At 66.1% G+C, this 12,856-nt stretch carries 19 protein-coding genes and 1 tRNA gene; 16 read left to right on the plus strand and 4 right to left on the minus strand.

Annotation, left to right across the window (positions count from 1 at the left end; genetic code table 11):
• The first annotated feature begins 2 nt into the window (after positions 1–2).
• Genes HBF32_RS08110 through HBF32_RS08155 form a run of 10 tightly spaced genes read left to right on the plus strand, consistent with a single transcriptional unit; the run spans position 3 to position 4,984 of the window.
• Positions 3–200: a hypothetical protein gene (locus HBF32_RS08110; protein WP_166699170.1), complete on the plus strand. Its 198-nt coding sequence runs from the start codon at positions 3–5 to the stop codon at positions 198–200.
• Positions 197–1,174 carry a DNA cytosine methyltransferase gene (locus HBF32_RS08115; RefSeq protein ID WP_205287720.1) on the plus strand — a complete coding sequence of 326 codons (978 nt, stop codon included), beginning with the start codon at positions 197–199 and terminating at the stop codon, positions 1,172–1,174. Before HBF32_RS08110 ends, HBF32_RS08115 begins: the two co-directional genes overlap by 4 nt.
• A 34-nt stretch (positions 1,175–1,208) precedes the next feature.
• A complete protein-coding gene (locus HBF32_RS08120) occupies positions 1,209–1,784 on the plus strand; it encodes a winged helix-turn-helix domain-containing protein (protein WP_166699171.1) in 576 nt (191 codons plus the stop codon).
• 2 nt (positions 1,785–1,786) lie between these two features.
• Positions 1,787–2,563 carry a hypothetical protein gene (locus tag HBF32_RS08125; RefSeq protein WP_166699172.1) on the plus strand — a complete coding sequence of 259 codons (777 nt, stop codon included), beginning with the start codon at positions 1,787–1,789 and terminating at the stop codon, positions 2,561–2,563.
• A gap of 2 nt (positions 2,564–2,565) precedes the next feature.
• Positions 2,566–2,754 (plus strand): hypothetical protein, encoded by a 189-nt coding sequence (locus HBF32_RS08130; RefSeq protein ID WP_166699173.1) that lies wholly within the window; start codon positions 2,566–2,568, stop codon positions 2,752–2,754.
• Positions 2,751–2,918 carry a hypothetical protein gene (locus HBF32_RS08135; protein ID WP_166699174.1) on the plus strand — a complete coding sequence of 56 codons (168 nt, stop codon included), beginning with the start codon at positions 2,751–2,753 and terminating at the stop codon, positions 2,916–2,918. Before HBF32_RS08130 ends, HBF32_RS08135 begins: the two co-directional genes overlap by 4 nt.
• Entirely contained in the window at positions 2,915–3,181 is a 267-nt protein-coding gene (locus tag HBF32_RS08140; protein ID WP_166699175.1) for a hypothetical protein, read from the plus strand. Before HBF32_RS08135 ends, HBF32_RS08140 begins: the two co-directional genes overlap by 4 nt.
• Positions 3,181–4,506 (plus strand): hypothetical protein, encoded by a 1,326-nt coding sequence (locus tag HBF32_RS08145; protein WP_166699176.1) that lies wholly within the window; start codon positions 3,181–3,183, stop codon positions 4,504–4,506. Before HBF32_RS08140 ends, HBF32_RS08145 begins: the two co-directional genes overlap by 1 nt.
• Positions 4,503–4,739, plus strand: a complete 237-nt coding sequence (locus HBF32_RS08150; protein WP_166699177.1) for a hypothetical protein — start codon at positions 4,503–4,505, stop codon at positions 4,737–4,739. The genes HBF32_RS08145 and HBF32_RS08150 overlap by 4 nt, the downstream gene beginning before the upstream one ends.
• The gene (locus HBF32_RS08155) at positions 4,736–4,984 is read left to right on the plus strand and encodes a hypothetical protein (RefSeq protein WP_166699178.1); all 249 of its coding nucleotides are present in this window, start codon (positions 4,736–4,738) and stop codon (positions 4,982–4,984) included. The genes HBF32_RS08150 and HBF32_RS08155 overlap by 4 nt, the downstream gene beginning before the upstream one ends.
• An 83-nt stretch (positions 4,985–5,067) precedes the next feature.
• On the opposite strand, the gene HBF32_RS08160 is transcribed toward HBF32_RS08155, so the two are convergent.
• Complete coding sequence (locus tag HBF32_RS08160) at positions 5,068–5,292, minus strand: hypothetical protein (protein WP_166697608.1); 225 nt, start codon at positions 5,290–5,292, stop codon at positions 5,068–5,070.
• On the opposite strand from HBF32_RS08160, the gene HBF32_RS08165 reads away from it, so the two are divergent.
• Together HBF32_RS08165 and HBF32_RS08170 are read left to right on the plus strand one after the other, a co-directional pair.
• A complete protein-coding gene (locus tag HBF32_RS08165; RefSeq protein ID WP_205287721.1) occupies positions 5,291–5,989 on the plus strand; it encodes a hypothetical protein in 699 nt (232 codons plus the stop codon). The genes HBF32_RS08160 and HBF32_RS08165 overlap by 2 nt on opposite strands.
• A 180-nt stretch (positions 5,990–6,169) precedes the next feature.
• Positions 6,170–7,150: a tyrosine-type recombinase/integrase gene (locus HBF32_RS08170; RefSeq protein WP_166699179.1), complete on the plus strand. Its 981-nt coding sequence runs from the start codon at positions 6,170–6,172 to the stop codon at positions 7,148–7,150.
• 77 nt (positions 7,151–7,227) lie between these two features.
• Here HBF32_RS08170 and HBF32_RS08175 read toward each other — a convergent pair.
• The 3 genes from HBF32_RS08175 to HBF32_RS08185 all read right to left on the minus strand — a co-directional run bounded on the left by HBF32_RS08175 (position 7,228) and on the right by HBF32_RS08185 (position 8,151).
• Positions 7,228–7,304, minus strand: a tRNA-Arg gene (locus HBF32_RS08175).
• A 108-nt stretch (positions 7,305–7,412) separates the two neighbouring features.
• A complete protein-coding gene (locus HBF32_RS08180) occupies positions 7,413–7,847 on the minus strand; it encodes a GFA family protein (RefSeq protein WP_193570343.1) in 435 nt (144 codons plus the stop codon).
• Between the two features lie 46 nt (positions 7,848–7,893).
• A complete protein-coding gene (locus tag HBF32_RS08185; protein WP_166699180.1) occupies positions 7,894–8,151 on the minus strand; it encodes a DUF2188 domain-containing protein in 258 nt (85 codons plus the stop codon).
• A gap of 174 nt (positions 8,152–8,325) precedes the next feature.
• Here HBF32_RS08185 and amaB point away from each other — a divergent pair, with 174 nt between their 5' ends.
• Genes amaB through murB form a run of 4 tightly spaced genes read left to right on the plus strand, consistent with a single transcriptional unit; the run spans position 8,326 to position 12,709 of the window.
• The gene (gene amaB / locus HBF32_RS08190) at positions 8,326–9,861 is read left to right on the plus strand and encodes an L-piperidine-6-carboxylate dehydrogenase (protein WP_166699181.1); all 1,536 of its coding nucleotides are present in this window, start codon (positions 8,326–8,328) and stop codon (positions 9,859–9,861) included.
• 15 nt (positions 9,862–9,876) lie between these two features.
• Positions 9,877–10,644, plus strand: coding sequence for a class I SAM-dependent methyltransferase (locus tag HBF32_RS08195; protein WP_166699182.1), 768 nt, complete (start codon positions 9,877–9,879; stop codon positions 10,642–10,644).
• Complete coding sequence (locus tag HBF32_RS08200; protein WP_166699183.1) at positions 10,644–11,672, plus strand: quinone-dependent dihydroorotate dehydrogenase; 1,029 nt, start codon at positions 10,644–10,646, stop codon at positions 11,670–11,672. The genes HBF32_RS08195 and HBF32_RS08200 overlap by 1 nt, the downstream gene beginning before the upstream one ends.
• Positions 11,673–11,689: 17 nt before the next feature.
• Complete coding sequence (gene murB, locus HBF32_RS08205; protein ID WP_166700473.1) at positions 11,690–12,709, plus strand: UDP-N-acetylmuramate dehydrogenase; 1,020 nt, start codon at positions 11,690–11,692, stop codon at positions 12,707–12,709.
• Positions 12,710–12,856: the final 147 nt, after the last annotated feature.

Here is a 12,856-nt window from a genome sequence, read left to right on the forward strand (position 1 = left end):
CCATGCCGCGCACCCCCGACATGTTCTCCGGCTGGTTCGACAACCAGATCACGAGGCACCGCGAGTACTGGGACAACGGCCGGATGGGTCGGCATGCCCATCGCTCCGCCATCTGCCCGCACAGCGTGCACCCCGAACTGCGCCCCGCATGGGGAAGCAATCCGGACTTGCCCACGAATTCCTCGAAGGATGCGGCGTGACGGCCTACTACAACGAAATCGAGCCATACGCCGCCCAGTGGCTGCGCAACCTCATCGACGCCGGGCATATCCCACACGGCGTCGTCGATACCAGGAGCATTGCGGATGTTCGACCCGAAGACCTCGCCGGATTCACCCAGTGCCATTTCTTCGCCGGCATCGGCGGATGGGCTCTCGCAGCTCGACTTGCTGGGTGGCCCGACGACCGCCAACTCTGGACAGGCTCCCCGCCGTGCCAGCCGTTCTCGGTCGCAGGCAAAGGCAAAGCGCAGGCTGACGATCGGCACCTGTGGCCCCACCTTTTTCGACTCATCCGTGCCTGCCGGCCCCATGACTTCGTGGGAGAGCAGGTTGCGGCGGCGGTTGGCAAGGACTGGCTCGACGGAGTGTTTGCTGACCTGGAAAGCATCGACTACGCCGGGGGGCGGTCGTTGTCCCGGCTTGTGCCGTCGATGCGCCCCACCGGAGGGATCGCCTGTGGTATGTGGCCCACGCCGCCGACATGTACGGCCAAAGGATCGAGTCCGGCGGCGCTCACCCGAAAGTCGGGAGCATCGCGTGCGAACGACCGGCTGGATCATTGCGTGCTGGCGACGGCCCTCTGGCCCACGCCAACGAGCCTTGCGCCAGCGAGGGATGGGAACAACGAGGCGGGGAACAGCGCAGGGCTCGTAGCGATACGGGCGCACGTTCTGGCCACGTGGCCGACTCCGACCGCATCGCTGGCGGACAAGGGCGTGCGATCCACTGCGGGAGCTATCAAGGAGGCCATGCGCAGCCACGGCCCGGACTTGGCCGCGATGGCAGTTTTTGGAGCGACGCCTCCTGGATCGTCGGCCACGACGGAAAAGCCCGGCGCGTTGAACCCAGCATTCGTCTCCTGGCTCATGGGGTTCCCGCCCGAGTGGGACGCCTGCGCGCCGACGGCAATGCCATCGTCCCGCAAGTCGCGGCCGAAGTCATCGGTGCCCTGATGGACTGCTATCCGGACTACATGGCGGTGGCGGCATGAAGACCACCACCATCACCCCCGAAGAGTTCGAGAAGGCCGTGGCCCGCGCGTGCATGAGGGCAATCAACGCCTGGGCGATCATCGACCCCTTGCGCCACGGGGATAAGACGGCCGTCCTCATTGGGCCGCACCTGCGCGACATCGCCCGCGAGGCCGGGATCTCGATTCCCCAGACGCGCCGGCGCATGCAGAAGCTGATGGAGGCCGGCAAGGTGCTGCGACACGACACCAGCGGCGGGTCAACGTGCTGGTGGCTCATCGGCCTTGCCGAGGCACCGGGCAACACGGCCACCGCCGTGAAGCAGGCAGCGCCCATGACGATCATGTTGAGCGCGACCACGCCGGAGCAGAAGGCATCGATCGACGCGCTCCGTCAAGCCGTGACGCCCGCACGCCAGCACTGGAGCGACGTCCTGGGCGTGGCCCGCGACTGCTCCACCAGCGAAGCGCGCGAAGCCTTCCAGTCCGCCCTTGCCGCGGTGGACGACCTCGACCTCGACGCGGAGCAGCAGCGCCGGCGCATCCGCGATGCCTACAACGCCCGTCTCGTTGAAGACGGTATTTCGGAGTGACCATGGGAGCCGCAGATATCACCGCACAACTCGAGGCCGCGCTGCTCAAGGCGTTCCCGATTCCTGAGTACGCCACGTTCTTCGAGGTCGGAGACGCCACCGGCGGACGTCATTCGCGCTGGGCCGATGCCGTCTCCATGGCGTGCTGGCCGAGCCGCGGGCTCATCGTGACGGGCTTCGAACTGAAGGCCTCTCGATCCGACTGGCTGCGCGAGAAGAAGTCGCCCACGAAGTCATCGGCGATCCAGAAATACTGCGACAAGTGGGTGCTCGTGACGGCTCCTGGTGTGTTGCTCGATGGCGAGCTGCCCGAAACGTGGGGCCACATGGAGTTGTCAGGGTCGCGCCTGGTGACGAAGGTGAAAGCCCCCGTCCTGACGCCTGAGCCGTTGGACCGCCCGTTCCTTGCGGCTCTTCTCCGGCGTGCCGGGCAGGCCAGTGAGGCGCTGATCTCAACTCGCGTGGCCGAGGCCACCGAGGAAGCGAGGAAGCGCGCAAACGAACGGGCCGAGCAGGAGATCAAACGCCGGACTGAAGACCGTGCCGTGGCTGTTGCCGCAATCGAGGAATTCGAAAAGGCATCAGGTATCCGAATCCAGAGCTACCAAGCCGAAGAAATCGGCAGGGCGGTCGCCGCCCTGATGCGCCTTCGGTCCTCAGCCGAAGGCTGGAACGGCCTCACGAAGATTGCCGACAACCTCGCGCAGCTCGCGGAGTCTGCGCGCACCGTGCACGCGGAACTCGACGCCATCGGCGCCACCGAAAACACGGAGGCCTGACCATGGACCTGCCCATCCGCCCCAAGCCCAGCAACGCGCACAAGCCACGCATCAAGCCTATCCGCGACGAGAACGGCTTCACTCGCTACGAGGTTTCGCGGGGTGACAGCATCTTCGTCCAGTCCTGGACCTTCAATGGTGCTTGGAAGTGGGCTGTCATCTACGCCAAGCAACAGGCGGCCTTCGCATGAAACCCAGCACCGACCGCCCCGAGGCCTGCGCCATCGCCGGCAGCGTCCACGTCTTCGTGGGCGGCTACCACCAGGTGATGTCGATCGCAGCCGCAGAAACCCTCGTCAACAAGATCGCCGATGCCATCGAGCAGGCGAAGCAGCAGGAGGCCGAAAAGGCATGAGCACCGAACTGAAAGCTTTCCAGTGCGACGAAACCGAGCTTTTCGCCGCGGTCAGCGCCGAGCAGGCCGCTGAGTTGTACGAGGATTGGACGGGTGAGGCGCCGGAAGCGCCTTATCCGGCCGAACTCACCGATGCCCAACTGGACGAGCCGATTCCCGATTTCGACGAGGACGAGAATCCCACCGGCGAGATGACGAGCGTGCGGCAGTTTCTCGCCGAGCACGGCGACGAGCCGGGCTGGCTTGCGGGGAGCATGGGCTGATGAGCACGAAAGAGACGATGACGCTGAAGCAGCTTCGCGACCAGATACAGGCGTTCGCCACTCAGAAGCCGCGCGATACGGAATCCACGAACTACTACGTCGAGATGAACGTCTTGCTCTTGGACGACTGGTGGAAGTCTATCGACGCCCACCTCGCCTCCCAGCCTGCCGAGCAGCCGAGGGGCTTGCGTAATTACATCCTAAAGGCGTTGGGCGGCTACTTGGAACGGCATTGGCCCGATAGCCCGGTGAATTATGACGATATGGCCGACTACATTACGCAAGCTTTGCCTGCTGACCAGCCGAAGCCCGAGCAGGCGAAATGCGTCGTGTGCGACGAGCCGAACACCTACGACCCCGAGAGCGGCGTCTGCCTCCGCTGCCAAGGCATCGAGGAACGGAAGCCCGAGCAGGTGGTGGGCGATGGGGTGGTGGTCGGATACATCCGCGAACAGGATGTTGCGCACCTGAAAGGCGGAAACCGCAATGACTGGCGATGGTCGTACATTGCGAGCGCCCCGAATGAAAGTCACACACTACCCGTCTACACCGCCCCTCGCCCGGCTGTCGCCACTCCTGCCGAGGTGACGGAGGAAAGCGAGATTTGCGTGAAAGACTTGAAGGTGTTGCCGGCTTACACCGTCTCGTGGAATTACGAAGAGCTACGGCCGACTTCCGCTCCTGCTGCTGATTCTGCTGTAGGCGCTACCGTAGTCATTCGCTGGGAGGATTACGATGCCGCCCTCACCGCCCAATGCCAGGTCCGCAAGGATGGGCAGGGGGTGGCGAGTTGCGATTGGCCTGCTGGAAATTCCTTCACCGTACTGGACGACCCGGACGAGCATAAGCCGTGCTATCTGGTCATGCCTGACGGCGCTGCATTGCCCTTGTGCCACCACGCAACGAACGGCGTCGATCAAGCGCGGGCGAAATTTATCGCCGACGCGTGCAACGCCGCCCTCGCCTCGCCCAGCGCCGGGGCGGTGGTGCCGGAGGATCTGGCTCGCGACGCGACCAGGTATCGGAAACTGTGCAATTCGCAGATGGGGGTTCCCGGCGTTGCCTGCATCGCGCTTCCTTCCGGCCCCCGTAGCGGGGACTACGTGACCGCGGAAGACGCCGATGCTGCTGTCGATGGTCTTCCGTTGCCCGACCCACGCGATGCAATTGAATCGAAGCTCCGCGATGCCCTGATCCCCTTCGAAATCGCGCACAACGTTGCTGGCCCAGAGACCGAATACGCGCGTGGATATGGGGACGCTTGCGGGGACATTGTAGCGGCCATGCGACCTCTGCTCGCCGCCGCGCCGGAGGTGCAGTCGTGAGCCTGGACTGGATTCGCCGCAACTACATCGTGCCCGCGCGCCGTGGTGCGCGTGTGGCGTACGACGGCGCCATTGGCTCTCCGCGGCACGGGACGATCGTCGGCGCGAGACAGCAGTACCTGAAGATCCTGATGGACGGCGATGCCAAGCCGGGGTTATACCACCCAACGTGGATGATCCGTTTCCTTCCGACGGACACCCGCACGGCGGGGGATGGGGAGGTGCGGTCGTGAGTGCAACCTTCTTTCACCGTATCGGCGAGGCGGTAGAGGCGGCCTGCCGCGATCTCCCTGACGGCTACATCATCGAACTTGCTCTGGAGCGCGGCGCAGCAGTGCCCACGCTATACGATCCCGATGGAGAGCAGATCAGCCCCGAGGTGGGGAACGGCCTGGAGCTTCCCGACGAGATCGCCGACTTCGTTGTGCTCGCGAATGCGCACGCCGCCGGCGAGAAGGCCAAGGCGGTGCAGTCGTGAACGGGCCTTCGATTTGCTGCGTAGCCTGCGGGCGCGTGACGAACAACATCATGTCTCCGCTCTGCGCGAAGTGCCGCCGGAGCCTACCCTTCGATGATTTCGCGCGATCGCGCGTGCCCGGCGTCGAAAGCCTCGTCGAGGCTAGCGTACCGAGCACCCTCTGCAATCTTGGCGACGGGCAATCCCTCAACGGCGACCTCTTCGAGGCTGTAGCGGCCGCTGCCGCTAGCCCAGACGGTGACGGTGTATGCCGTCCCGCTGTGGCGCCCATCACGAACGAAGACCCTGACGTCCCGGTAATCAACCATGCGTGAACTCCCCATCCTTTTCAATGCGCCGATGGTGCGCGCCATCCTCGAAGGCCGCAAGACCGTGACGCGGCGGGTGGCCAAAGGCATGGCCCTCGACTGGCTCGCCGAAGGTATGTTCACGCCCGCGTACGTCGCGGACCCGGGTAACGGCCTCTGCCCGTACGGCCAGGTCGGCGACCGGCTGTGGGTGAAGGAGGGACACGCGCTCGAGCACGCCGTCGACGGTGCAGAGCCGCCGCATGCCGATGGCCGGCCTATCCTCCACCGACCCGACGACGACGTCGACGGTGTCCACCCCCTGTGGACCCAACCACACTACCGCGCCACGGACCCGGCGCCGGACCTGACGTGCGAGCGCCCGGCCTGCGCGCAGTGCCGCGATCACGACATGGGGCCTCACTGGCGTTCGCCCATCCACATGCCCCGCTGGGCCAGCCGGATCACCCTTGAGGTGACCGCCGTGCGCGTGGAGCGGTTGCAGGACATCACCGAGGACGAGGCGCAGGCGGAAGGCGTGGCCCCCGGCTTCCTCTGTGAGGATGACGTCGTGCGCGCTTCAGCGCGGTACGTCAACGGCTTTCGGATGCTGTGGGATGACCTTGCGAAGGACGGCACCCGCTGGGCCGACAACCCATGGGTGTGGGTGGTGGAGTTTCGACGAATCGAGACGGAGGTGCCCTATGGGGGCGGCTGAAGACCTGAACCTCGCCGGGAAAGACTGGCTGACCGTCGAGGAGAGCGCCCACTACTGCGGCGTGTCAGTGAGCCAGTTCCGAGAGCACGCCCTCGCCTACGGCCTCACGCCGCGGCGATTCATGGGCAAGCAGTTGTACGAACGAGCGGAACTCTACGCAGCGATTCACGGGGCTGAACCTTGGCGACGATCTACTGGCGCGGCGACCGTGCCTACCTCAACTGGCGGGAAAACGGGCGTCAGGTCCGGCTCTCTCTCGGGGCGGTTGACGCCCGAGAGGCGGAGAGAATTCGTGCCGCGAAAGAAGCCGAGCTGACGCATGGTGTCCGTATTCTCGCTCGCCTCCCGACTGTTCGTGCGTACCTGGAGTGGTATTTGGACTGGTACGAGAGCGAGCACCCCACCACCGCCGGCAAGGCCAAGAGCGAGGTGAAGCGCTTTATCGAGCGATTCGGGGCCAGGCCGATCGACACCCTTCGGCCGACGGAGATGGAGGGCTACAAGCGGGACCGCCTCAAGATCGATCGCGCAGCGGCGGAGACGGTGGGAAAGGAAATGCGGAGACTGAAGGCGGCATTCCGCCGCGGCGTCGAGTGGGAAGAGATCGACGCGAACCCGCTGGAGAAGGTGAAGGCGCCACGCGGCGTTCGAAGCGTAGCTGTGCGCTTCTACGGAGCCGAGGACATGGCCGCCCTGTATGCGGCGAGGCCGGCGCGCGCGGCGCTATGGGCATTCATGGCCCACACCGGGCTGCGGCGCGGCGAGATGTGCAAGATGCGCAAGGCCGATGTCTTCGCCGGCGTGCTCCGTGTCGAGTCCGATCCGGACGAGGACGGCGACGGCCGCACGAAATCGGCCCGGTGGCGGGAGGTTCCCCTGAATGAAAAGGCTCGAGCAGCACTCGATCTGCTGCCAGACCCGCCCGTGGGTGTGCACCCTGATACCCTCTCGGACTGGTTTGCGGCCGACGCGAAGCTCGCCGGGATCGGAGGGTCGCTCCACCGGCTCCGCCATACCTTCTGCGCCCACCTGGCCATGGCCGGCGTACCGCTACGCCGCATCCAGATCTTGGCCGGGCACAGCGACTACAAGATCACTGAGAAATATGCCCATCTGGCGCCCGGTGGCGCCGACGCCGCGGTCGCCAAGCTCACCTTCTGAGGGTGTGCTTACTGTGCTCAAACGGCGGCGATTTGTGGCGGAATATGGAATTCACGCCAGCCGGAAACGGCTTGAAATGGTGACCCCGGCCCGATTCGAACGGGCGACCTTCCCCTTAGGAGGGGGACGCTCTATCCAGCTGAGCTACGGGGCCAATCCGGGCAAGGATACCGTAACGGCCTCCGCCGTAGGAACCCGACGGCGACGCCACGGGGTGCCTGAAAACCACTTCGCAACGAACGATTTCCGTTGCGGCGCGCAGCTACGCGGGAACGTACCGAAGGAACCCGGCAGGCCCTGCCGAGGGCACGCCGTCCGCCGGATGGTTCACCCCATCCAGCACCGGCACCTCGGCGAAATCGAACGGGCTGATGCCTTCCAGGCAGGCGACGTTGACACCGTACTGACCCGGATTCGAGCGGCGCTGGTGGAAGGTATAAATGCCGCACTTCGAACAGAAATAATGCTTTGCGCTGCCGGTGTTGAACTGGTAGACGCTCAGCATGTCTTCGCCCTGCTCCACCACGATACCGTCCAGCTGGGCGGACACGGCGACCGCACCGCGCATGCGGCAGTAGGAGCAGTTGCAGCGCCGGGCGGTGCGGAGCCCATCGGTGAGCGTCACGGAAAAACGCACCGCGCCGCAGTGGCAGGACGCGCGGGAAGTCGTGATGTCGATGTCGATGTCGGGAAGCATGCGATCCGTCCGGGGTGGTGGGATCGCACGATTCTATCCCCGGCGTTCACCTGACGACCGAGAACCGCTGCGGAAGTGGGGGTACCGCGACCGGCCGCTTGGCGTCGCTGCCGAAAGGCCTCCAGATGCCGTCGGCGCCTTCCACGTCGATGCGCACATCGCCGCCTTCCGCCGAGGCACGGTTGACCATCGCACGCAGGGCCTCGAAGCGGGAGGAAAACCGTCCGATGGGGAGCCCATCGACGCGAACCGTCCAGGAAGCCCCATCGTCGGGCTGATAGGGAATCTCGTAGACGCGGGTCATAAGGTCGGCTCGCTCTCTCGATAAGTTCAAGCGGAGCATAGACTTGCGCGCGTCATTGAGAGGTCGTCGCAAGTGTGAACGATGCAGACGCCCCCGCGACATCCGTCCCGCGCCGCACAACGGGCCGTGAAGGGGGTGTTTGCTAGAATCGGCGTTTTACCAGGAGCAGTCTCCATGTCCGCCAAGATCCTTGCCGCGCTCGGCCTCAACGCCACCGAGTCGGGTACCTACCTCGGCCGCGGCCAGTGGGCCGGCACCAGCGACGCCGGCACGCTCATGCCGGTGAACCCGGCGACCGGCGAGGTCATCGCGACGGTGCAGGCATCCAGCGCGGCCGATTACGAGACGATCGTCCAGCGCGCACAGGAAGCCTTCGCGATCTGGCGCACCATCCCCGCCCCGCGCCGCGGCGAAGCCGTGCGCCTGTGCGGCGACGCCCTGCGCAGGCACAAGGACGCCCTGGGTTCGCTGGTCGCCCTCGAAATGGGCAAGATCAAGCCGGAGGGCGACGGCGAAGTGCAGGAGATGATCGACATCGCCGATTTCGCGGTGGGCCAGAGCCGCATGCTCTACGGCAACACCATGCATTCGGAGCGTCCGGGCCATCGCATGTACGAGCAGTGGCACCCGGTGGGCCTCGTCGGCATCGTCAGCGCCTTCAACTTCCCGGTGGCGGTGTGGGCCTGGAACGCCTTCCTCGCCGCCATCTGCGGCGACATCTGCATCTGGAAGCCCTCGCCGAAGACGCCGCTGTCCGCCATCGCCACGATGAAGATCTGCAACGAGGCGCTGAAGGAAGGCGGCTTCCCGGATATTTTCTTCCTCTTCAACGATGCCGGCAGCGATCTCGCCCAGGCTTTCGTGGACGACAAGCGCATTCCGCTCATCAGCTTCACCGGCTCCACCAAGGTCGGCCGCATGGTCGGCGAGCGCGTGGCGAAGCGCATGGGCCGCAGCCTCCTCGAGCTGGGCGGCAACAACGCCATCATCCTCGACAAGTCGGCCGACCTGAAGCTGGCCATTCCCGCGATCGTCTTCGGCGCCGTCGGCACCGCCGGCCAGCGCTGCACGACCACGCGCCGCCTGCTGGTGCATTCGTCCATCCACGATGCCGTGGTGGATACGCTCGTGAAGGCCTATGGCCAGGTGGAACAGAAGATCGGCGATCCGACGCTCGCCACCACGCTCATGGGTCCGCTGAACAGCCCGGAAGCCGTGCAGGCGTTCCTCGCCGCCGTCGAGAAGGCCAAGGCCTCGGGCGGCACCGTGCGCACCGGTGGCAAGGCGCTCACCGACCGCAAGGGCAACTTCGTGCTCCCGACCATCGTCACCGGCCTGGGCAACACCGACGAGGTCGTGCAGACCGAAACCTTCGCGCCGATCCTCTACGTGATGCCGTTCGACTCGCTGGACGACGCCATCGCCCAGCAGAACGCGGTACCGCAGGGCCTGTCCTCCGCCATCTTCACGCAGGACCTCAAGGCGGCCGAGCAGTACCTCTCCGCGGCCGGCTCCGACTGCGGCATCGCCAACGTGAACATCGGCACCTCGGGTGCGGAGATCGGCGGCGCCTTCGGTGGCGAGAAGGAAACCGGTGGCGGACGCGAGTCGGGCTCGGACGCGTGGAAGGTCTACATGCGCCGCCAGACCAACACCATCAACTACTCCGACGCGCTGCCGCTGGCCCAGGGCATCAAGTTCGAGTTCTGATCACCGGGTGACGCCATGACCGACCTGCGCTCAACGGAACGTTTCTCCGACCGTGTCGAGGACTATGTCCGCTACCGCCCGGACTATCCGCAGGCGCTGGTCGGCTGGCTGCATGGCCTTGGCGTCCACGCGGACTGGACCGTGGCCGATATCGGCGCCGGTACCGGCATTTCCAGCAAGCTGTTCCTGGACGCCGGTCACCGCGTCACCGCCGTCGAGCCGAACGCGGCGATGCGCGCCGCGGCGGAACGCTGGCTCGGAAGCGAAGGACGCTTCGACGCCGTCGACGGCAGCGCGGAAGCCACCGGCCTGGCCGGTGGTTCGGTGGACCTCGTCGTCGCCGCGCAGGCGTTCCACTGGTTCGACAAGGAAAAGGTGCGCGCCGAGTTCGCGCGCATCCTCTCGCCGCAGGGCCTCGTCGCCGTGTTCTGGAACTCGCGCCGGCTGGTCGGCACGCCGTTCCTCGAAGGCTACGAGCGCCTGTTGCTCGAATACGGCCTCGATTACCGCGGCGTTGCCGAACGCTACACCGACGACGAGTCCATGGCCCGCTGGTTCGGCCAGGGCTATCGCGGCATGGCCAGCATCCCGCACAGCCAGAAACTCGATCACGAAGGACTGCTCGGCCGCCTGATGTCGTCGTCGTACGCGCCGAAGCCGGGACACCCCAACCACGAACCGATGCTCCACGCCCTGCGCGCGCTCTTCGATGCGACGCAGGAAGGCGGCACGGTGGATTTCGATTACGACACCCGCGTCTTCGCGGGCCGCCCGGACGCCTGATGTACGACCTGATTCGCCCCCTGCTCTTCATGCTGGATGCCGAGACGGCGCACGGCCTCACGCTTTACGCCTCGGACGTCGCGCAGCGCAGCGGCATATCCGGATGGATCGCGAAGCCTCCTGCCGACCTGCCGGTGCGTGTCTTCGGCATCGACTTCCCGAACCCCGTCGGTCTTGCCGCCGGCCTGGACAAGAACGGCGAGCACCTCGACGGCCTTGCGGCGCTCGGTTTCGGCTTCGTGGAAATCGGCACCGTCACGCCACGCCCGCAGGCGGGCAACGACAAACCGCGCATGTTCCGGCTGCCCGCGCACGAGGCGGTGATCAACCGCCTGGGCTTCAACAACGGCGGCATCGACGCGCTGGTACGCAACGTGGAGAAGGCCGCGTTCCGCGGCGTGCTTGGCATCAACATCGGCAAGAACAGGGACACGCCGAACGAGCGCGCCATCGACGACTATCTGCTGTGCCTCGAGCGTGCCTATCCGCTCGCCAGCTACGTCACGGTGAACATCTCGTCGCCCAATACGCAAGGGCTGCGCGACCTGCAGGAAGAAGAGACCCTGCGCCGCTTCGTCGGCGCCCTGCGCGAAGCGCAGGAACGCCTCGCCGGCCAGCACGGCAAGCGCAAGCCCATGCTGCTGAAGATCGCGCCCGACCTTTCCGAGGCCGAACTCGACGGTATCGCGGAGGTGCTGCTCGCTTCCGGCATCGACGGCGTCATCTGCACGAACACGACCATCGACCGCCCGGACGTCGCGAGCGACCCGAACGCGCACCAGGCCGGCGGCCTTTCCGGCCGTCCGCTGTTCGAGAAATCCACCGCCGTGCTGCGCGGCATGCGCGCCCGCGTGGGGGACAAGCTGCCGATCGTCGGCGTCGGCGGCATCCTCGACGGCGACACGGCGGCCGAAAAGATCGAGGCCGGCGCCTCGCTGGTGCAGGTCTACACGGGCCTGGTATACCGGGGGCCGAAGCTGATCGCGGAAGCGGTCGCGGAAATCCGTCGCCGCGGAATCCTGGCATGAACAACGCCGCGGTGGACATGGGCGGGTTCACGCTCGCCAGCGACGCCCCATTGGGTGGACGCAACACGCTGCGCGTGGACGCGCGCGCGAAGCTGCTCGCGGAGGTGCGCGACCCGACGAAGATTCCGGAACTGCTGGCCTACCCCGCCGTGAAAGCGGGAAAGGTCCTCGTGCTGGGCGAGGGCAGCAATGTGCTCATCAAGGGCGACTTCGAGGGCACGGTCCTCGCCATGGCGACGCGCGGCGTGGAAACCTTCCAGCGCGACGACCGCGTGCTGATCCGGGTGGCGGCGGGCGAGCGTTGGGACGACTTCGTGCGCTGGTCGCTTGGCCAGGGTTATGCCGGTCTCGAGAACCTCATCCTCATCCCCGGCACGGTCGGCGCATCGCCGATCCAGAACATCGGCGCCTACGGCGTCGAGGTCGCCGAGTTCATCGACACGGTGGAAGCCTGGGATACGCACACGGGTGAATTCGTCGTGCTCGACAAGGCGGCCTGCGCGTTCTCGTATCGCGATTCCGCGTTCAAGCAGCAGGCCGGACGCTGGATCGTCGTGGCGGTGACCTTCGCGCTCCCGCGCGAACGGCCGCTGTCGCTGGACTATGCCGGCATCCGCGACGAAGTGGAGAAGATGGGTGTCGCTCGTGCCACGCCCTACCACGTGGCCGAGGCCGTCGTGCGCCTGCGTTCGCGCAAGCTGCCCGATCCCGCCGTCATCGGCAACGCCGGCAGTTTTTTCAAGAACCCGATCGTGCCCGTGGCACAGGCGGAAGCGCTGGCCCTCGCCCACCCCGGCCTTCCGGTGTGGCCGCATGCGGATGGCACGGCGAAGGTCTCCGCCGGCTGGCTCATCGAGGCCGCGGGCTTCAAGGGCGAACGTGACGGCGACGCCGGCATGTCGAATCGCCATGCCCTGGTCCTGGTGAATCACGGCAAGGCCACGGGCCCGCAACTCTGGGCCTTCGCGCAGAAGGTGATCGCCGGGGTCCAGGCGACATTCGGGGTATCGCTGGAACCCGAGCCGCTCGTCGTCTGATCCGCGACATCCTCATGCAGGAGCCGCCATAGCGGCACCCGCAGCCATCGGGCAGGCCCGGGCCCGTGTCACGCGGATGTAAGGGGACCGTCATACGCTCCCGCCGGCGGCGTACCATTGGGGAGCGTCGCCACACGCGACGAGGAC

The sequence above is a fragment of the Luteibacter yeojuensis genome (assembly GCF_011742875.1).
Classification (GTDB): domain Bacteria; phylum Pseudomonadota; class Gammaproteobacteria; order Xanthomonadales; family Rhodanobacteraceae; genus Luteibacter; species Luteibacter yeojuensis.